We start from the raw sequence: 19,553 nt of genomic DNA, 5'->3' as shown, positions 1-19,553 counted from the left end.
CGATCATCTTAAATACCCGCGTCGTCTTGCAGTGCAATCACGCTAAGTTATGGTGCATTCAAACTTCTCACCTTTAAAAATACGCTTCGGGCTACCGCGCTCAATCTGGTAATGCTGTAGGCGTCGCTCTGCACGCAGCGCACCGAGGTACTCTTTGGTACGGCACGCTAAACGATGCGCAATCAGTAGCTCAGCCAACCGTTTATTGGCGTGCTGGCTGCGTTCAGTTTGCACTTTCACCGTGATCCCGGTTGCGATATGCGTTGCCCGCACGGCTGATTCTGTTTTGTTCACATGCTGGCCACCTGGGCCGGATGAACGCGTGGTTTCAAAGCGGATTTCACTCAATACATCGCCATCCTGCACTGCACAGCGAAACACGCCAATAAACCAGTTTTTACGCAGATGTTTGGGGCGGTAGGGGCTGGTGCAAATCCACTGAATACTGCCTTCCCATTGCTGGATTAAGCTTTCTGCGCCATCCCCATCCACGCTTAATAGCAGCGAGCGATAGTTACCCCATTTATCCCCCCGCTCTTGCTCCAGCACATCAACCACCAGCTTGGCCTGTACCGCTTCAAGCAGAAATTGTTTAAGTACTTTGGCTACGGCCAATTGGCATTCGTCTGGGCCTTGCGCCGCAGAAAATTGAACTAACATCATTCGCAGCACTCCCCACGGGTTTTGTAGGTCAGTACTGGTTTGAGCCGCGCAATCACTTTGATTAAACCCGCTCCGACCAAGGTCGAAATGATGTTACTGGCGGGCTTATAGGCTTCGGGGGCTTCCTCATAAATTAGTGCGCGATCGGCGCAAATCACCTGGCTGCCAAGTTTGGTGCGGCTCAGTTGCGCGACGGTATAACGCGCACTCAAGCGCCCTTTGCACTCGCTGCGCATCCATTTTCGCCCCGCCCCATGCGCGAGCGATTGCAGACTCATATCGCTGGCAATCGGCAACACCAGATAGCTGTAATCGCCACGCGAGCCTGGAATCACCACCGCACCTTGATCGGCAGGCGTAGCGCCTTTGCGATGAATCCAACCTTGCATGCCGTGCATTTGAGCGGGCAGCACCAGATTGTGATTGATATCGAGAATCTGACGGCCCTCAGTGCCGAGCTTAGCCAAAATGCGCAGCGCAATGAGTCGACGATTGACTTCTGCAAATTGCACGGCTTGATTGTGTTCGGTAAGGTAGCCGACGCACGCGGCAGAATCCGCCTGCAAGCCTTGATGCCCATAACGATCAATATGCTGGCGCAAAATAAACTGCCCCAAGCCACGGGAGCCACTGTGAACAAGCAGCTGTAATTGCGCCTTGTGTAGGCCCAACGCTTGAAATGCTTTGGCATCATGAATTTCATCAAAACACTGCAATTCTGCGAAATGATTGCCGCCGCCAATGGTGCCCAGCGCTTGCCGGAAACCCAGCTCAGCGGGTAGCAAGTTAGCCATCAACGCTTGCCATTCTTCGCCCAAAGCCCCGTCGATATTGCCGATTTTCTTTTCAAGTTTGCTGATGCTAGTTTTTTTGGCATCCAGATTAGTCTGCCAAAGCGCCATGCCGCAGCCAATATCGCCACCAATTAAGGCAGGATAAATCTGCTTTGATGAGAAAAAAGCAGCGCCTACCGGATAGCCACGCCCAGGATGTAAATCAGGCATGCCAGAAACATATTGCATATCGGGTAGCTTGGCGGTGTTATTGAGTTGTTGGATCGCATCGCCTTCGATCCATGTATCTGTAGCAGCGATTAAATTAACGCGCTCAGACAAAATTTGAACGTGATTGCCCATGATAAATCCATATCAGATTTTAAAAATGCTGGATGTGGCAGGCCGAGGCCTTGGGCAATACGAGGTGTTACAGAGACTCGATCAACCTAGGCGCGGACTGCGGAGAATGTAGAGGTGTGGTGCATGATGGTTCTCCTTTAACAGTACGGTTGATAAAATGAATGAAGCGCATCCTATACCGGTTTTGCTTTTGCCTGAAGATCATTTACGTTGTGACTTGTAACGGCGTGTAAAGCGCGGCAGATTATCAACGTAGGATATAAGCTCTTAGGAGCGCTGCTTGCTGCGCCTCTAGATATAGCCTTGTTCTGCAATCTATGGCTTGGCACTTTTACTTAAGGCTTGAAAAAGCAATCTACCAGCCAAATTCAAAAGTAAACAGTGTTTTCGCCCAAACGCAAAAAGGCCCCAGCATAAGCTGAGGCCTTTTTGTTAATACTGGTGCCGACGGCAGGAATCGAACTCGCGACCCCCTGATTACAAGTCAGGTGCTCTACCAACTGAGCTACATCGGCATTAACTTTATTACCCCTAAGTAAACTTAGGTTTTACTACGGTATTACTGGTGCCGACGGCAGGAATCGAACTCGCGACCCCCTGATTACAAGTCAGGTGCTCTACCAACTGAGCTACATCGGCAATAAAGCCTTGCTACTAAATCTACTGCAAAGTATGCCTAAGCTTACTTTTTAAATACTTGGTGCCGACGGCAGGAATCGAACTCGCGACCCCCTGATTACAAGTCAGGTGCTCTACCAACTGAGCTACATCGGCGAAGGCACGCAGATTAATTGATAAGGCCTATTTTTGCAAGCACCTAATCCAATTATTTCGCTAAGTCCTTGGAAGTAAAGAAGGCATCAGAGAAAAATTCATCACTAGGTAAGCCGCGAGAAACGCAATGCGTATAAGCCGCTTCCACCATCACCGGTGCGCCGCAGGCATAAACTTGGTAACCGGCTAGGCTGCCAAAGTCATCCAGCACCGCTTCATGCACCAAACCGGTACGGCCATTCCATGCATCCGCATCGCTTGGCTCAGATAAAACAGGGATAAACGTAAAGTTGGCGTGCTGTTGCTGCCATACCGATGGCAGCTCTGGCATATAGATATCTGCCAGCGTACGCGCCCCCCAATACAGTACGATTTCGCGCTGAATACCGTTATTAAAGGCGTGCTCCAAAATCCCTTTTATCGGCGCAAAGCCCGTACCGGTGGCGATCAGTAAAATTGGCTTATCGCTGTCTTCACGCAAGAAAAACGAGCCCAGCGGGCCGGTAAAGCGCATGATTTCGCGCTCTTTCATGGTGTTCCACACGTAATCAGAGAACTCACCACCGGCTACGTGGCGAATATGTAATTGCAGATACTCGGCATCGTGCGGCGCATTGGCGATCGAAAACGAGCGCTTTTTGCCATTTTTGGTGTGGATATCAATATATTGCCCCGCCAAAAAGGCCAGTTTTTCGCTGCTTGGCAGCTTTAAAGACAATACGGCTACATCGTGTGAGACTTTATCTATGCTTTGCACGCGGCACGGCAGGGTTTTGATTTGGATATCTTTGCTGGCAGTGACTTCTTTGCACTCAATCGTAATATCGGCATCCGTTGTGGCACAGCAAAATAGCGCGTAGCCATTTTCACGCTCCATCGCTGATAAGGCGCTTTCGGCGTGATCCCCGTGGGTGACTTCACCAGTTATCACTTTGCCTTTACAAGAGCCACACGCGCCATTTTTGCAGCCGTAAGCCATATTAAAGCCGCCACGCATTGCGGCGTCTAAAATAGTTTCATCTTCATTCATGGCTATTTGTTGGCCACTTGGTAAAATAGTAAGTTGCTTGCTCATTGCGATCCGCTATGCGAAAAAATCGATTACTTATTATAGGGTGCGGCGATGTACTCATCCGCGCCCTGCCTTGGTTAACCCAACGTTTTAAAGTCTATGCCACCGCGCGTCATACTGAGGCGGCTGCCAGGCTACGCGGCCTTGGGGTGATTCCTGTACTCTGCGATTTAGACCAGCCAAAGAGCCTACGGCGCTTATCGGGCCTCGCCCGCTGGATGGTTTATAGCGCGCCTCCTGCGCCCAATGGCGAGGATGATCTCCGCTGCAAGCGCTTTATCGCCAAGATGGAACGCTACACCGGCGTGGATAAGTCTGCAATTCTAACACCTCGCCACCTTGCCTACATCAGCACCAGCGGCGTTTATGGCGATTGCAAGGGTGAATGGGTGGATGAAACTCGGCCACTGCGCGCACAATCAGCCCGCGCTATTCGCCGTGTTGCGGCAGAAAGCAGCTTAAAAGCTTGGGCTAGGTCACAAAAAATCAAATTGGCTATTTTACGTGCGCCAGGGATTTATGCTGCGGATCGCTTGCCCACCGAGCGGATTATGCAAGCCACCCCCGCATTAATTCATGCTGAAGATAGTTGGTCTAATCACATCCATGCGGATGACTTGGCCCATGCGGTTAGCTTGGCGCTGTTTCGTGGCAAGCCATTGCGGGCGATGAATGTGGCGGATGATCAGCCGCATAAAATGGGCGATTATTTTGATTTAGTTGCGGATTCTATTCGCCAGCCACACCCACCACGGATTAAACGCTCCGAAGCACCGGCGGTGTTATCGGCTAGTTTAATGTCGTTTTTAAATGAATCACGGCGTTTAAATAATCATCGCTTAAAACAAGACTTGCGCCTGCAATTAAAATGGCCAGATGTTGGGCAGTTTTTAGCCAACAAATAAAAAAAGGGGCGATCAATTCGCCCCTTTTTACATGAAATCTATCTAAAAAAATTAACCGGTTAATGCTTTTCTTTCTGCTTCAAGCTGCGCCATTAATCTTTGAATATTGGCTTCAATTTGCCTTGGTAAATTAACATATTGGCAACCCAACATCCATGCAAAATGCCCAGGGCGCTGCTCTAAGTGGCGCAAAGAGCGCACTTCAAAATTAAGCTTCATCACGCCAGCAGGGCCAAAATCAAAAGGGATATCGCTATAGACTTTACCCACCTCTATTTGCGGCTTAAGCTCGCTTGGCACCCAAGCACCAATACCACCTAAAGATACATCGTGTACATTCAGCCAGTCGTGGGTGTTATTAGCAAAAGGCAATTGGCAGCGATAAGGCCGCGCCACCGGCGTAGGTAATCGATAATATTCGCGCCGCTGCAATTTAATTAAATCAGCTGGAAAAACCGTGGTTAAGGCAGGGCCACCTTGGTACTGGCAATTGCGCACAATGCCCACAGCAAATTGAATTTTTACCCCATCTGGTACAGCCAGTACTAGCGACCTAGCAGAATTAAGTAGCATTTGATTGCTGGCTGCGTTGCCACCCACATCAAAAATAAACGTTTTACCTTTGATGTCGACTTCTAAAATACGCGATAGCAGCAGCTCACGCCCTTCATTTAAATAAATGGTAATAAAATCACCACGCTGAGCCAGTGTGCGAAGCACAGCGCCTATCTCCATCGGCGCGGTAATCCGAAATGCCCCAATATCCTCACCCTCTGGTATTGGACTTACTTGCTCGCTTTCACTCACGGATTTCTCGCCTTAATTTATTATTCATTCAGCAAAAGGGTTAAATCATGTGCAAAGACACTTGCCCCAGCCCCATAACTTACCATCACCCTTGGCTTACCACTTTTATCTAACAAATAGCTACCGGCGCTATGATCAACCGTGTAATCCCCGCTGCTGCTCATTTGTTTTTGATAAATGATTTTATAACGCCCTGCCACTTCAGCTAATTGTGTTGTGTTACCTGTAAGGCCTAAAAATCGCGAATCAAAAACGGGGACATACTGGTTTAATACTTGTTGAGTATCTCTCTCTGGATCGACTGAAACAAATAAAACTTGAACCTGATCCGCCTTGCTGCCTAATTGCTGCATTGCGTTTTTTAATTCAATCATCGTGGTTGGGCAAACATCGGGGCAATGAGTATAGCCAAAAAACATCACCACAACCTTACCTTTGAAATCCGCCAAAGTTCGCGTCTTACCTTTGTGATCAATTAAAGTAAAATCACCGCCCAGCGAAGCACCACTAATATCACTACCTTGATACTCTGGCTTTGAGCAAGCTGAGAGCAAAACAAAACATAGCATGCACAATAAAACTCTCAACATAGATTTTATTTTCCTTATATTAATTGTTTATAGCTTGCTTTGCACTCGTCCCACAAGCAAGTAGCGTAATTGCTTGTGCAGACAAAGTTAAATCTTGTGCATTCTGCTCAAAGGCGATTTCTGCGAGCATAGGAGCGGGCAAATGCGCTTGCAAATAAGCGATATTATCTGCATAGCGCTGCATTTCTGGATCAATCTGATTGGCAATCCAGCCCGCTAGCCTTAAGCCACTATCAGTAATAGCCTGCGCACTTAATAAGGCATGATTTAAACATCCCAAGCGCATTCCTACTACCAAAATAATGGGGGATTGTAAGCGTAAAGCAAGATCAGCGATATTGTGTTTATCCGACAATGGCGCAAACCAGCCCCCTGCCCCCTCTACCAACACCACATCAGCCCATGCTTGTAATTGATTGGCGGCAGAAACGATATGCTCTAAATCTAAGCTCTGCCCTTCATCCCTTGCCGCCAAATGCGGTGATATCGCCGCTTCAAACATATAAGGGCAAACCAAAGCTGCAGGGGCTTGAATGCTAGATGCCGCAGCGTGGGCCGCAACATCGCTATTGTAAAGCTGGCCATTGCGCCACTCGCATCCCGCCGCCACGGGCTTCATCCCTACCGCCGTGTGCCCTGCCGCCACAAAGGCGCGTAATAGCTGGGCGGTGGCAATGGTTTTGCCGACATCGGTATCCGTGCCGGTTATAAAATAGCGTGGTTCTATCATGCTGATCTTGGCCTAAATTCAATAATCTGGCTGCCATCGGCGCTCTTTCTCGCCGGTTTATTTAAAGGCTTCCATGCGTGACCATAGACCACCTCATAGGTACACGGCAGCACGCCATTAGTGCGAAAGGTTTCATACTTGGCCACCACCTTTTGCCATGCGCTCTTACCCAATAAACCACGCGAGCGGCCTTGAGCCACATTGTGTGCACCAATATCTTTTAGATCTTGCATCACGGCCTTGGCGCTATCGTAAGTCATGGTGAGGTACTCCATATCCATCACTGGAGTACTTAAACCATTTTTCACCAAGGCATCGCCTAAATCGTGCATATCAATAAAGCGATTCACATGCTGGGCTTGATCCACCGCCGCAAAAGACGCACGCAGCTCTTTTAAAGTATCTGGCCCAAGAGTGGCAAACATCAATAAACCGCCAGGCTTTAATACGCGGGTAAATTCTGCAAACGCCGCATCAGGCTCATTACACCACTGCAAAGTTAGGCTAGACCAAATCACATCGACCGATTCATTTGCTAGCGGTAGCGACTCAATATCGGCGCAAAGATAAGCCGCGCCTTGGCCACGTATAGAGGCCCACAGCTTTTTTAAACCGCCGCCTTCTTTGGCTCTTGCCACTTGCAACATGCCTGGCGCTAAATCTAGCTCGATCAACTGCGCGTCTTTATACAGCTCACGTAATTGTGGAGCGCAGTAGCCTGTACCGCAGCCAGCATCCAATACCACGCTTGGATTCACTTTGATGTAATCCAAGCGCTCAAACATGCGATCCGCGACTTCGCGTTGCAACACCGCCGCCGCATCATAGCTGCTGGCTGCTTTATCAAAAGCCGCCCGCATGGCGGCTTTTTCAGTGTGAAACGCCTGACTCATGCCTCTGCCTTTGCAAATTTCATTTTAATAAATTCAATCACCACCGGTAATGCAGGAATAAGCACTAAAGCAATGGCGATTGAGCCAATGTTTTTAGCAATAAAAGGAATACCACCTAGGAAATAACCTGCCGATAGCAGAGAAACTACCCAAACCGCTGCGCCAATCAGATTAAACATCAAAAAGCGGTGGTAACTCATTGCGGCCATACCGGCCACAAAAGGGGCAAAGGTGCGCACAATCGGCACAAAACGCGCCAGGATAATGGTTTTACCACCGTGCCTTTCATAAAAAGCATGGGTTTTTTGCAAATAATCCTGACGAAATATTTTAGAATCTTTATTAGCAAAGAGCTTATGGCCAAAATAACGGCCAATAGTGTAATTAACCGCGTCACCTAAAACCGCAGCAGTAAATAACAGCCCCATCAAGACATACAAATTCATATGCCCACCACCCGCCAGCATCCCCGCTACAAACAAGAGCGAATCACCTGGTAAAAAAGGCATGATCACCACGCCAGTTTCTACAAAGATCACCGAAAACAACAAGGCATAAACCCAGTTGCCATATTGGCGAATAATCTCGGCCAAATACACATCAAGGTGCAGAAAAACATCTACTGGATTGAATTCCATGTTTTCTCTCTTTAAACATAAAAACGCCGACGATCAAATCGCCGGCGTTTTGGGTGGCGTTAAAACAACACCAATGGATATTCTCAGGCGCGTCTGCCGCGCCCCTCGCTTTATACCACTGCTTCTTCTTTGATTCTAACCGGCTTAACCATGTTTTCACGGGTTACGCCTAGCATCAGCAACAATGGCGAGGCCACCAGTACCGATGAATAAATACCAAACACGATACCAATGGTCAGCGCCATCGCAAAGCCATGCAATGCAGCGCCACCAAAAACCAGCATAGATAAGACCATGCACTCGGTAGAACCGTGGGTAATGATGGTACGGCTAATCGTTGCGGTAATCGCGTTATCAATCACTTGAGGTACGGTTTTACCACGTAGATTTGGCTTGTGGAAATTCTCACGAATCCGGTCAAACACCACCACCGATTCATTCACAGAATAACCCAGCACAGCCAAAAGACCTGCCAGCACAGTCAGGGTGAATTCCCACTGAAATAAAGCAAAGAAGCCCAGAATAATGATCACATCGTGCATATTGGCGATCACCGCCGATACCGCAAAACGCCATTCAAAGCGAATCGCCAAGTAAGCAATAATCCCCAAGCAAACCAGTAAAATCGCGGTTGCGCCGTGCGTCACCAGCTCGCTACCCACCGATGGGCCGATAAACTCGACTTTACGCAGCTCAACATCGCTACGATCTGTTTTGAGTAAATTCAACACTTCATTGGATAACTGAGCACTGGTTTTAGTCTTGATATTAGGAATCCGCACCATCACATCGCGGGTTGTGCCTAAGGACTGCACCTGGGCTTCGCCGTACTTTAAACCATCCACTTTTTCACGGATCTTGTTTAAATCAACCGACTGGCTATAACGCAGCTCCATCACCGTGCCGCCAGTAAATTCAACGCCAAGATTCAGGCCCTTCATTACCAAAAACACCACAGCCAACACAAAAGTAGCCAGCGAAATCGCCGTTGTGAGCTTGCCGTAGCTCATAAACGGGATATCACGCTTTATATGAAAAAATTCAATCATGGCGATGCACCCTTACACAGACAGCGTCGTAACACGACGGCCGCCATAAATGAGGTTAATGATGCCGCGAGAAACAAAGACCGCGCTGTACATCGACGTTAAAATACCAATGCAATGCACCCAAGCAAAACCACGTACCGCACCAGAGCCAAAGATCAGCAGCGCAAGGCCGGCGATCAAGGTGGTGACGTTGGAATCCAAAATGGTGGCAAAAGCATGGCCATAACCATTTTGAATTGCGGCCTGTGGCGTCATCCCTGCACGCAGCTCTTCACGCACCCGCTCATTAATCAGCACGTTGGCATCAATCGCCATACCCAGTGCTAATGCAATCGCGGCGATACCTGGCAGCGTCAGCGTTACGCCAAGTAAAGACAGCAAGGCCAGCAAGAATAATAAGTTAGTGGCAAGACCAACAGTAGATACCACACCAAATACACGGTAGTAGATCATCATAAACACGGAGATCGCCAAGAAACCGTAAAGGGTGGAGTGGAAGCCACGGGCGATATTGTCTTTACCCAAGCTTGGGCCAATGGTGCGCTCTTCCACGATATTCATGGGTGCTGCCAAGGAGCCAGCGCGTAATAACAGCGCAGTATCATTCGCTTCAGCCACGCCCATCGAGCCAGAAATCTGCACGCGGCCGCCACCAATTTCGGAACGAATCACCGGAGCCGTCACCACTTCGCCCTTACCTTTTTCAACCAAGACCATAGCCATGCGCTTGCCAATACTTTCTTTGGTGAGCGTTTTAAAGATAGCCGCGCCAGTTGAATCAAGGCTTAAGTGAACTGCTGCTGAGTTTTGATCATCAAAGCCCGCTTGCGCGTCATTGATATTATCGCCTGTGAGCTCAACATCTTTTTTCACCAAAATAGGGCTAACACGGCCATTTGGGCCACGCTCATTCAACAACTCATAGCCCGCAGGCACATTGCCATTCAGCGCTTCAGACATTTTGGCTTGATCGTCTTCTACCATGCGCACTTCTAGCGTGGCAGTACGGCCCAGAATATCCTTGGCTTTTGAAGTGTCTTGCACCCCAGGCAATTGCACTACGATACGGCCTTCACCCTGCTGCTGAATAATCGGCTCGGCAACACCCAGCTCATTAACACGATTATTCAGAGTGGTGATGTTTTGCTTAACCGCATCATTCTTCAGCTGCTGTAAGGCGGCTGCAGAGTATGAAATCACAATTTTATTGTCGACAACATCAATTTGGCGCTGCTGCAAGACTTTACGCAAAGCTTTAACGGCTTCTTGCGTTGTGGCCTCATCCCGTAGCTGCACTTCTACGCTATCTCTGGTGCTGGCAATACGGCCGTAGCGAATTTTCTTGTCTTTTAGCTCACGGCGAACATCACCTGCAGTTTTCTCTAGCGCCTTATCAACCGCAGCTTTCATATCCACTTCAAGCAAGAAGTGCACACCACCACGTAGATCCAAGCCCAAGGACATTGGCTTTGCGCCAATTTTTGTTAACCAAGAAGGCGTATCAGACAGCAGATTTAAGGCCACGCTGTAGTCGTCGCCCAGCTTAGTTTGCAAAGCTTCTTTAGCCTTGAGCTGCACTTCGGTGTCTTTAAAGCGAAACTTAACTGAGTTGCCATCAAAAAAAGCGTCTTCAGTCTTTATGCCCGCATTTTTTAAAATATCTGCGGCAGTATGTTGCAGCGCAGTATCCACTTTTACAGTGGCACGAACGCTGGCAATTTGTACCGCTGGGCTTTCGCCAAATAAATTAGGCAGGGTGTAGAGCGTTGCTAAAGCAACGGACAAGATAATTAACAGGTATTTCCAAATCGGGTAGCGATTCATAACGGGACCCAGAATGCGCAAAGGCGATGCTTTGTTTGAAAAACAAAGTCACCGCCTATTGGCTTTATTTGTTGTTTTTAATAGTGCCTTTTTCCAAACGCGCAGCAACTGCAGCACGTTGGATCAAGATTTCTACGCCGTCGGCCATTTCAAGAGTGACATACTGCTCGTTCACCTTAATGATTCGGCCCAGAATACCGCTGCTGGTTGCCACTTCATCGCCCTTAGCAAGAGCAGCCAACAAAGCTTGTTGTTCTTTGGCGCGCTTTTGTTGTGGACGGATCAACATGAACCAGAACAAAACAAAAATCACGATCATAGGAAGGAAAGACATAAAGCTCATTTCTGCCGCCGGTGCGGCGCCTTGAGCAAACGCGGATGGAATGAACATATAGGGTCGGTTCCGTGTGAATAAAGCAAAGCGGGCCATTCTAGCCGCTGAACCGCACAAAATCTACCCAGCTTTTTTGCTATGGGTCATCAAAGCGGCTTAAACCACCTGTGCCCAGCAGCTAGATCAGCTTATGGCCTTTTTTTATTCAATAAATCGGAACTTTAGCCACACAATATTGTCACCTTTTGACTACCCCTCTCTATCGCGGTGCTAGTTTTCTTTTAAAACAAGCCATTAAGCCCCATTTTTGACATCAAGCCTGCCAATAACTAGGCCCAGAAGCGCTCCAACCAGTTTTTTTTATGCCACTTTGCCTGCGCCCCACGGGATAAAAAGTGCTCGGTATAGCGTTTATCACCTTCCATAATATGATTAGTGAGCCAGTGCCTTAAAAAACGCATCAATTCAAAAGTCACCGCCTCACCAGCACTTAGGCGAAGTTGTAGCTCGTTCATTTGATTTATTAAATCTTCGTGATGTTGCTTATGCGCATCGTAATCTGGATAACCCAAAATCCGCATCAAGCTTTCTTCCACGGTAAAATGTGTTCGAGTGTAATCAGCCAAACGCCCCAAGATCTGGACAGAAGCCTCGCTACCATGGTGCTGGCGAATTGCATCGTGTAATTCATTCAGTAAATCAATCAGCACCTTATGCTGTTCATCAATTTCCTGAATCCCCACCGATAACTCATCAGTCCACTCAAAAAATAGTGCCATTGCCGCATCACTCCCTATGACTTGAATAATTTAATAGGAATCATGCCGCTGAGGTGCCACAGAATTATTGACGCATATCAAAGTTTGATATCAGCCTAGGGAAAGCCTGAATAAGAAACTGCCATAAAAATTGCCTCTTGTAGGGGCTCTACTGGCTGCACCCAATGTTATTTGAGGTTTGCCTACTATTTGTAGATCGCATTTTATGCACTGCATCACATCTACGTAAGCAACAGCAAAGCTTAAATACAAACACAGCTGATATAGCCAATCACGCCCCAATCCCTGCTTATTACAAGTAAAAACATTCTCAAAACTAAGGGGGAATGCGACAATGCGGGGAAGAACACTAACAGGTATACAAAAATGGCTTGGCAAGAACTACGCATCACCACCGAATCCATCCATGCAGAGCGTTTTTCAGACGCGCTGTTTGACTTGGGCGCGCTCTCCGTTAGCATTGAAGACGCTGCAGCCGGCACTGATGCAGAAAAGCCTATTTTTGGTGAGCCTGGTGAGCCAGTCGATCAGTTGTGGGAGCAGAGCGTTGTGCTCGCCCTATTTGATGAAGACATCGATACCGCGCTGATTGTGGCTGCGGCCAGCAACACCCTAAAGTTAAGCGCGCCTTCATTTGATGTGGTGCGTGTAGAGGAACAAGATTGGGTACGCCTGACTCAATCCCAATTTAATCCTATCCCTATTTCTAATCGGCTGTGGATCACCCCCACTTGGCACGAATGCCCAGATGCTGGCGCGATCAGTATTCAGCTCGATCCAGGCCTGGCCTTTGGCACGGGTAGCCACCCCACCACCCGCCTTTGCTTAAAATGGCTAGACAGCAATCTGGCAGGCGGCGAAACCTTGCTTGATTACGGTTGTGGCTCTGGAATTTTAGCCATTGCCGGTATAAAGCTTGGTGCAGCTTCTGCTGTTGGGGTGGATATCGATCCGCAAGCCATGACTGCCTCACGACAAAATGCTGAACAAAATGCCGTTGAAGTTCAGTTTTATTTGCCAGATGCCGAGCCTACTGCCAGCTACGATGTGGTAATTGCCAATATTCTGACCAATCCACTCAAAGCACTCGCGCCCATGTTGGCGGCTAAAGTCAAACTGGGTGGCCGTATTGCCTTATCCGGTATTTTGGCCGAGCAAGCCGATGATGTGATCGCTATTTACAGCCAATGGTTTGCCATGAATACACCACAAATCGAAGATGGCTGGGTTTGTTTATCAGGCACGCGTAAGTAATATGAATGACATCACCCGTTGCCCAAACTGCCAAACCGCTTTTCGTGTAACGGAAGCGCAGCTAGCAGCCCATCGCGGAAAAGTTCGCTGTGGGCGCTGCGCATTTGTCTTTAATGCCAAAGACTGCTTAGAAAGCGAGCAGCTTGCAGAAACGCTCAGCAGCACACAAAACACTGCCACTGAAGCAGCATCGCATCCTGTCAATACGGCAGTAGATAGCCCTCCAGCTGAGCCACTCACCGCCAGCCCAGAGCCGCTCCCCTTTGCCGAGCAAGCCGCCAGCATCGCTGAGCCTAGAGTTGATTTTGTGGCAATGGCCATGCAAAGCTCCGCAGCAGATATCCAGTATGAGGCGATGCCCGCCACGGAAGCGCATGCGCCCAGTGCCGAAATCACCGAGCCAGCCCCTCAACAAACGGCCCCTGCTTTGGCAGAAGCAATGTCAGAACCCGCTGTTATCCCACCCGCAAAAGAGACCAGCAGCTATCGCCCCATCTATATGGATGACGATCATCTGCTTGCCCCAGCCCCAGTGCTCCGCTCCAAATGGTATGCCGTTTATATGGCGGTGATTGTGCTGCTGATGTTGAGCTTTGCCGCTCAGCTGGCCTACCACCAGCGCACCCAAATCTCGATGGAGCTACCTTGGCTAAGGCCAAAGCTAATTAGCGCCTGCCAAGCATTAGGCTGCAGCATGCCGCTACCTCAAAACACCGAGATGCTGCGTTCAGAATGGTCGGAGCTCAGCTACGTGCCCGAGTTTCCCAATATTATTCAGCTCAATGCCACCTTGCGAAACTTGGCTCAATACGAGCAAGCATTGCCGATGCTAGAAGTCACCCTCACCGATGATCAAGAGCATATCGTGCTTAAAAAGGTGTTTAAACCCAGCGAATACCTCAGTAGCCACGATAAAAAACGTCTGCAATTTGATGCACAAGATGAGCTACGGGCCTTTCTACAAATCGACTTAGGCGAGCTGCACTCCACGGCGTACTCCATCTACTGGTTTTATCCTTGATAGCACGCCGATTAAGGCCCCTTAAAAGAAGCCCTCTAACCGTTCACACTGTGAAATTGCAGGCTAAAGCGGCTAGGTCATGACTAAATTAGCCAATTAAATTATCCTTAGCCCCTTAGTCTCCCCTTACAACAAAAGGGCATTAAGGTCTTGTGATGAAGCACTCACGGGCTATAGTTATTTAAACAAAGATGTTGGTAGAGGAGCAATTATTATCAGTTGCAAGCGGCAAGGCTGCTGACAACAATTGCCTACTTACTGATCACTGATACGGAATAGATCATGGCCACTATTTTACTCAACCATACTGAAATTAATGTTGGGGGCAATTTCCCTATTATTGGCGAATATGCCCATAGCTTTCTTTTAGTAGACGCCAGTCTGATCGATGTGCCGTTGTCCCGCTTTGCTGGCAAGCCCAAAGTCATTGCCGTGATTCCAAGTATTGATAGCGCAATCGGCCTGAACATTGCTCGCCAACTAGAAAAACTATCGCTGGATTGGCCTGAAGAAACCGTCATCCTCGTGATTTCTGTAGATACGCCCTACGCCCTTGCTCGGGCCATGGAGCAAGAGCGTTTTCGCCGTGTACAACTACTCTGTACCCTGCGTGGCCGTGATTTTCACAAAGACTACGGCGTGATGATTACGGATGTTCCCCTCTCGGGCTTGATGGCAACGGCGCTAATTGGGTTAAATAGCTACGATATCGTGATGTATAGCGAGCTGGTTGCCGATCTTAGCTTTGAACCCGATTATGGCCAGATGGCCGAATGCCTGTTCCCGCCAATTGAAGAAGAAGACGCTCCGCTTGAATTAGATATTGATGAAGAAAACAATCAAACTTAAAAAAACAAATCCCGCCATCATCTGTACATATTGCAAGCCTATGCTGCTTGCTATTCAATGCTGCGCTAATAGATAATTAATATCGAAATTACCCCATCAATAGCCACAAAGGAAACATACATGTCTGCAGTGACTCTGGGCGGCAACGCCATTGAAATCAAAGGTTCTTTCCCACAAGTTGGCCAACAAGCACAAGACTTTAGCCTTGTTGCTAAAGACTTGTCCGATGCAAACTTGGCTACCTTTGCAGGTAGCAGAAAAATTCTAAATATTTTCCCAAGCGTGGATACCGGTGTATGTGCAGCTTCGGTTCGCCGCTTTAATGAAACAGCCTCTACCTTAGAAAACACCGTGGTACTGTGCATTTCTGCCGACTTGCCATTCGCACAAAGCCGTTTCTGCGGCGCTGAAGGCCTCGAAAACGTGGTGAGCCTATCTACCATGCGCGGCCGTGATTTCCTCAGCAACTACGGCGTTGAAATTGTAAGTGGCCCACTGGCAGGCGTTTCTGCCCGTGCCGTAATCGTTTTAGATGAAAACAATCATGTTTTACACGCAGAACTGGTTTCAGAAATCAAAGAAGAGCCTAACTACGTGGCCGCTTTAGCCGTACTGTAAAAGCCATAAAGGGTGGGTATATGCTCACCCTTTATTTATTAATTGCCCCAATAAACAATTGATTTAGCGTGTTTTTTTAATAGCGTGGCATCACATTTTTAAGCGTTTCAATCAGCGCATTTTCCTAAGGTTTCACACTGCCCCATGTGGCCACTCGATTTCTTTTCCCTGCAAGCTCCCTACCAGCCCTTACTGCCGTTTATTCAACAGTTTAAACACTTTCCTCAGCATGCAGATTGGGATGCACTTGGCCCCCTTGCCCGCAACCAGCAAGGCCTGCCGATTCGCTTTGTGCCACCCGAATCACTAAGTGACTATTACGAAATCGCCATTGCTCAGCATGGCCATGTTGCCACTCGGCCAGATAATTGGCACGATTGCTTTAATGCCTTGGTTTGGTGTGCCTTCCCCCATAGCAAAGCGGCCATTACCGCCTTGCATATGCGCCATTTCACCCCTGATCATCCTCGTGGCCCCGTGCGTGATGCCGCCACTCTATTTGATGAGTGCGGCTTAATTCTGCCCTATTGCGACGATGCGCTATTGCAATTACTCATTAATCATCAATGGCAGGATTTATTTCAAAAGCATAAAGAGGATTGGGGCGTCAAAATAAACGTACTCAGCTTTGGGCACGCTAATTACGAAAACCTGCTAGAGCCATTTCTGGGCCTCACCGGCAAATGCTGGCCAATTAAAGTAACTGCTGATTTTTTTAAGCTCACAATAGCTGAGCAATGCGCACAATTAGATCAGCAATTAGCCCAATTTATAAATGATGATCAATTAAAAACCCCTCGCCAGCTCCCCCCTCTACCTTATTTAGGTATTCCAGGTTGGTGGCAGATACAAGACGATGCGTTTTATGCCAATACGCAATATTTTAGGAAACACAGATCGCATAAATTGAACACCCCAATGCATAAGGATTAAAGTGATTCTAATCAATATTGATATCCCAGAATACGGCGCAGATACGCATACCATAGAAAACTGGCAATGGTTTCAGGCCGTAGGCCATTTAGTGGCAAGCGAATTAGCCAGCAAGCCTCGTGGCACGCTGGCGGTATTAGAGGCCGAAGAGAGAGCGTATTGGCTGGCTTTAATCGAGGGGCAATATTATTTAGCCACCGCCCCCATAGTTGAAGGCGAGCTCTATCTGAATGCGGCAGCCCTAGCGCGGGATTTACTTGGCCTATGTGGCGATGAGCTGGCCTATATGCGCAGCAACCTTGCCAGCTGGTTACTAAACCAAAGCACGCTACAAGTGGAAGCCAGCCAATTACAATGCTGGAAAGTACTGCCGGTTTACGCAGGATGGGATGATTGATGGGCGAGTAAGCCCCAATCCTGTCAACTTAAGCTTATTTCATTGTGGGAATCGGTATTTTTAGGGTGTACAAGGAGCCAGTCGTTGCTCACCTTAGAATCTTAAGCCAAGCTTGTAGAGCGGGAGCGGGTGCAACCTTTGATCGATGCTGAAAAACGCGGGTTGCACCCGCCCTACGCATAGCAGATTGCTTAAGCGGATAGGATTGGAGTAAGCCTCCTTAGCGCAAAGCCACGTCCAGCTGATCAATGACTTCTGCCCAATCCGCATCATCGGCCAGCTGCTCGCGTAAAAACTGTGATTGGCTGACGCTCCAAAAATCAGCGTCTGGCAATGCCATATTTTTTGCAAGGGGGGAATGCTGCTGAATAAAAGCGGCAATCTCCCCATCGCTGGCTGGCAGGCCCAGCTGCTGAAATAAAGCACGAAAATGATGGTTAAACTTTTCCATACACAGCTCCTTACTTCGCATTAGCTGAGACTCACTTCCCCAGCAATAAGACTAGCCACGCCAGCGGCTCTTGGCCCACACTTTTTGCTCTGCCTCAGTAAAGTAGCTCCACGCTACCACGCGGCTGATTTTATTGCCCTGTGCCATGTCCAGTGTTTTCACCTGCACCGCACCAATTCGCTCTAGTGCTTGATAGACCAGTGGCAAGTTATCTTGCTTAGAAACGAGAGTAGAAAACCACAAACACTGCTGCCTAAACGGCCGGCTTTGCGAAATCATGCTGCGCACAAAACGCATCTCACCACCTTCGCACCACAGCTCACTACTCTGTCCACCAAAATTAAGTACCGGCGGTGGCAGGCCCTTGCCCTTGGCGTGCCCTGTGCCTAAGCTGCGTAATTTACGCCGCGTGCCCCCTGCAGCATCCGCAGCAGATGAATGAAATGGCGGGTTGCACAGGGTAAATTCAAATAAGTCTGCAGGCTTAATCATCTCTTCAAAGATATTTTCAGCATTGGCTTGGTAGCGGCAAATAAGGCCGTCTTTTAAGACTTCATTGCGCTCAAAGATTTCATAGGCATTATCGAGTGCCAAATCATCAATATCACAGCCAACAAACTGCCAGCCATACGCCACCTTGCCCAGCATGGGGTAGATGGCATTGGCTCCAACGCCTACATCGAGCACTTGCACCGCAGCACCGCGTGGTATCACGCCTTTATTGCTGCTTGCCAGCAGATCGGCCATGGTATGGATGTAATCAGCTCGCCCAGGAATTGGCGGGCAAAGATAGCCCTCGGGTAGACCCCATTCTTTAATGCCGTAAAAATGGCTGAGTAAGGCGCGATTAAGCATTTTAACTGCAGCTGGATCAGCAAAATCGACCGATTCATCACCATAGGCATTTGGAGCCACAAAGGGCGCTAAATCTGGGCAGCTGGTGATCAGTGCAGGGAAATCGTAACGGCCGCGATGGGGGTTACGGGGATGCAGGCTGCTTTTAAGTGCAGGGAATTCTTTTTTTGGTGTCATAAGGTACTGCCAAACAGGAGAAACATTGGCCGAACCTTAACAGCGTATGTACTGAATGCAAAGCGCTAAGTATGTAGATAAAAGCTTATCCGCACGATGGCAACGCCTTGGCCTTGAGTACGTTGGTGTTTTTTTCGGCTAAAGCCGCTCCTGCAAAAATCAATTGCCGGAGCGGCGGTGTAGCTAGCTTGCAAATAGCGCTGTTTAAGACTTATTTAAAACCTCTGCTTCTTCTGCAAGGAAGGGGCGGCTAGCAAAATGGTGCGAGATTTTTTCTAACTGACGCAAGGTATCTCCACGCAGGGCATGAATCCCATTGTCCCCTTGGAAATTAGCCCTCACTGCAGCTGAAAAATGCTCACGCAGCCATTTACTGGTCATCTCGATTGCTTCATCGCTATCGGAGCCATCAAACCAAATACTTTGCACATGGGCAGGATCATAAAAAATGGTCGACTGCACATCTACCACGGGCACCTTCACTGCAGCCTTATCGCTCCAGCGCAGGCACGCTAATAATTGCACACTGCCTTTTTTACCCGTGGGGGTTTTAATCACCCAGATACGATCAGGAAAACTTTCGCTCAACTCACTCAATTTGCCACGAGACGAGCGAAACCAGCCAATGTGTCCAGCAGCCATATCTGCTTTTACATCTTTCCAATAGTACAAAACATCCATATTGAAGATTTCCTTTTTCGTTAAACACTTGCATAGCCTGCGCTACTTAAAATAGGCAACCCTTGTTGTTATACATCTCTAATAGCAATCATTACATGCAATTGCAGTGTGGTGTAGACAATT

Annotated in this window: 22 protein-coding genes and 3 tRNA genes; 7 read left to right on the top strand and 18 right to left on the bottom strand. The window is 48.4% G+C overall.

Features of this window, described 5'->3' with window-relative positions; all coding sequences use genetic code 11:
- Positions 1-42: 42 nt before the first annotated feature.
- From prfH to Q0R17_RS14635, 6 genes are all read right to left on the bottom strand, one after another.
- Positions 43-663, bottom strand: coding sequence for a peptide chain release factor H (gene prfH / locus Q0R17_RS14660; RefSeq protein WP_293936054.1), 621 nt, complete (start codon positions 661-663; stop codon positions 43-45).
- Positions 660-1,799 (bottom strand): RNA ligase RtcB family protein, encoded by a 1,140-nt coding sequence (locus tag Q0R17_RS14655; RefSeq protein WP_293936052.1) that lies wholly within the window; start codon positions 1,797-1,799, stop codon positions 660-662. The genes prfH and Q0R17_RS14655 overlap by 4 nt, the downstream gene beginning before the upstream one ends.
- A 439-nt stretch (positions 1,800-2,238) precedes the next feature.
- Positions 2,239-2,314: transfer RNA gene (locus Q0R17_RS14650), tRNA-Thr, on the bottom strand.
- 48 nt (positions 2,315-2,362) lie between these two features.
- Positions 2,363-2,438, bottom strand: a tRNA-Thr gene (locus Q0R17_RS14645).
- Between the two features lie 59 nt (positions 2,439-2,497).
- Positions 2,498-2,573, bottom strand: a tRNA-Thr gene (locus tag Q0R17_RS14640).
- Between the two features lie 52 nt (positions 2,574-2,625).
- The gene (locus Q0R17_RS14635; protein WP_293936051.1) at positions 2,626-3,648 is read right to left on the bottom strand and encodes a CDP-6-deoxy-delta-3,4-glucoseen reductase; all 1,023 of its coding nucleotides are present in this window, start codon (positions 3,646-3,648) and stop codon (positions 2,626-2,628) included.
- An 11-nt stretch (positions 3,649-3,659) separates the two neighbouring features.
- Here Q0R17_RS14635 and Q0R17_RS14630 point away from each other — a divergent pair, with 11 nt between their 5' ends.
- Entirely contained in the window at positions 3,660-4,550 is an 891-nt protein-coding gene (locus tag Q0R17_RS14630; protein ID WP_293936049.1) for an NAD-dependent epimerase/dehydratase family protein, read from the top strand.
- Positions 4,551-4,601: 51 nt separating this feature from the next.
- Here the strand turns inward: Q0R17_RS14630 and Q0R17_RS14625 are convergent, their stop codons facing one another.
- The 9 genes from Q0R17_RS14625 to Q0R17_RS14585 form a co-directional block, all read right to left on the bottom strand.
- On the bottom strand, positions 4,602-5,357 hold the full coding sequence (locus tag Q0R17_RS14625; protein ID WP_293936048.1) for a flagellar brake protein: 756 nt from the start codon (positions 5,355-5,357) through the stop codon (positions 4,602-4,604).
- Between the two features lie 20 nt (positions 5,358-5,377).
- On the bottom strand, positions 5,378-5,947 hold the full coding sequence (locus Q0R17_RS14620) for an SCO family protein (protein ID WP_293936047.1): 570 nt from the start codon (positions 5,945-5,947) through the stop codon (positions 5,378-5,380).
- 19 nt (positions 5,948-5,966) lie between these two features.
- The gene (gene bioD / locus Q0R17_RS14615) at positions 5,967-6,677 is read right to left on the bottom strand and encodes a dethiobiotin synthase (protein WP_293936046.1); all 711 of its coding nucleotides are present in this window, start codon (positions 6,675-6,677) and stop codon (positions 5,967-5,969) included.
- Positions 6,674-7,570, bottom strand: coding sequence for a malonyl-ACP O-methyltransferase BioC (bioC, locus tag Q0R17_RS14610; protein WP_293936045.1), 897 nt, complete (start codon positions 7,568-7,570; stop codon positions 6,674-6,676). The genes bioD and bioC overlap by 4 nt, the downstream gene beginning before the upstream one ends.
- Positions 7,567-8,208, bottom strand: coding sequence for a DedA family protein (locus tag Q0R17_RS14605; RefSeq protein WP_293936044.1), 642 nt, complete (start codon positions 8,206-8,208; stop codon positions 7,567-7,569). Before Q0R17_RS14605 ends, bioC begins: the two co-directional genes overlap by 4 nt.
- A 110-nt stretch (positions 8,209-8,318) precedes the next feature.
- Positions 8,319-9,254 carry a protein translocase subunit SecF gene (gene secF / locus Q0R17_RS14600; RefSeq protein ID WP_293936082.1) on the bottom strand — a complete coding sequence of 312 codons (936 nt, stop codon included), beginning with the start codon at positions 9,252-9,254 and terminating at the stop codon, positions 8,319-8,321.
- A 15-nt stretch (positions 9,255-9,269) separates the two neighbouring features.
- The gene (secD, locus tag Q0R17_RS14595; RefSeq protein WP_293936043.1) at positions 9,270-11,081 is read right to left on the bottom strand and encodes a protein translocase subunit SecD; all 1,812 of its coding nucleotides are present in this window, start codon (positions 11,079-11,081) and stop codon (positions 9,270-9,272) included.
- Positions 11,082-11,145: 64 nt separating this feature from the next.
- Positions 11,146-11,472 carry a preprotein translocase subunit YajC gene (yajC, locus tag Q0R17_RS14590; protein ID WP_293936042.1) on the bottom strand — a complete coding sequence of 109 codons (327 nt, stop codon included), beginning with the start codon at positions 11,470-11,472 and terminating at the stop codon, positions 11,146-11,148.
- 272 nt (positions 11,473-11,744) lie between these two features.
- Positions 11,745-12,194 carry a bacteriohemerythrin gene (locus tag Q0R17_RS14585; RefSeq protein WP_293936040.1) on the bottom strand — a complete coding sequence of 150 codons (450 nt, stop codon included), beginning with the start codon at positions 12,192-12,194 and terminating at the stop codon, positions 11,745-11,747.
- A gap of 366 nt (positions 12,195-12,560) precedes the next feature.
- Between Q0R17_RS14585 and prmA the strand changes: the two genes are divergently transcribed.
- From prmA to Q0R17_RS14555, 6 genes are all read left to right on the top strand, one after another.
- On the top strand, positions 12,561-13,448 hold the full coding sequence (gene prmA, locus Q0R17_RS14580) for a 50S ribosomal protein L11 methyltransferase (RefSeq protein ID WP_293936039.1): 888 nt from the start codon (positions 12,561-12,563) through the stop codon (positions 13,446-13,448).
- Position 13,449: 1 nt separating this feature from the next.
- Positions 13,450-14,469: a DUF3426 domain-containing protein gene (locus Q0R17_RS14575; protein WP_293936037.1), complete on the top strand. Its 1,020-nt coding sequence runs from the start codon at positions 13,450-13,452 to the stop codon at positions 14,467-14,469.
- Between the two features lie 282 nt (positions 14,470-14,751).
- Entirely contained in the window at positions 14,752-15,318 is a 567-nt protein-coding gene (locus Q0R17_RS14570) for a peroxiredoxin (protein ID WP_293936035.1), read from the top strand.
- A gap of 120 nt (positions 15,319-15,438) precedes the next feature.
- On the top strand, positions 15,439-15,936 hold the full coding sequence (gene tpx, locus Q0R17_RS14565) for a thiol peroxidase (protein ID WP_293936034.1): 498 nt from the start codon (positions 15,439-15,441) through the stop codon (positions 15,934-15,936).
- 144 nt (positions 15,937-16,080) lie between these two features.
- Positions 16,081-16,869 (top strand): DUF3025 domain-containing protein, encoded by a 789-nt coding sequence (locus Q0R17_RS14560; RefSeq protein ID WP_293936033.1) that lies wholly within the window; start codon positions 16,081-16,083, stop codon positions 16,867-16,869.
- Between the two features lies 1 nt (position 16,870).
- Positions 16,871-17,266 carry a hypothetical protein gene (locus Q0R17_RS14555; protein WP_293936032.1) on the top strand — a complete coding sequence of 132 codons (396 nt, stop codon included), beginning with the start codon at positions 16,871-16,873 and terminating at the stop codon, positions 17,264-17,266.
- 220 nt (positions 17,267-17,486) lie between these two features.
- Here Q0R17_RS14555 and Q0R17_RS14550 read toward each other — a convergent pair whose 3' ends face one another.
- The 3 genes from Q0R17_RS14550 to Q0R17_RS14540 form a co-directional block, all read right to left on the bottom strand.
- On the bottom strand, positions 17,487-17,717 hold the full coding sequence (locus tag Q0R17_RS14550; protein ID WP_293936031.1) for a DUF2789 domain-containing protein: 231 nt from the start codon (positions 17,715-17,717) through the stop codon (positions 17,487-17,489).
- Positions 17,718-17,768: 51 nt separating this feature from the next.
- Positions 17,769-18,749: a 23S rRNA (adenine(1618)-N(6))-methyltransferase RlmF gene (gene rlmF / locus Q0R17_RS14545; protein WP_293936029.1), complete on the bottom strand. Its 981-nt coding sequence runs from the start codon at positions 18,747-18,749 to the stop codon at positions 17,769-17,771.
- A gap of 204 nt (positions 18,750-18,953) precedes the next feature.
- On the bottom strand, positions 18,954-19,430 hold the full coding sequence (locus tag Q0R17_RS14540; RefSeq protein WP_293936028.1) for a hypothetical protein: 477 nt from the start codon (positions 19,428-19,430) through the stop codon (positions 18,954-18,956).
- Between the last annotated feature and the right edge of the window lie 123 nt (positions 19,431-19,553).

The organism is Iodobacter sp., assembly GCF_025352645.1.
In the GTDB taxonomy this organism is placed as follows: Bacteria; Pseudomonadota; Gammaproteobacteria; order Burkholderiales; family Chitinibacteraceae; genus Iodobacter.
This window is presented reverse-complemented; position numbering and strand designations above follow the sequence as displayed.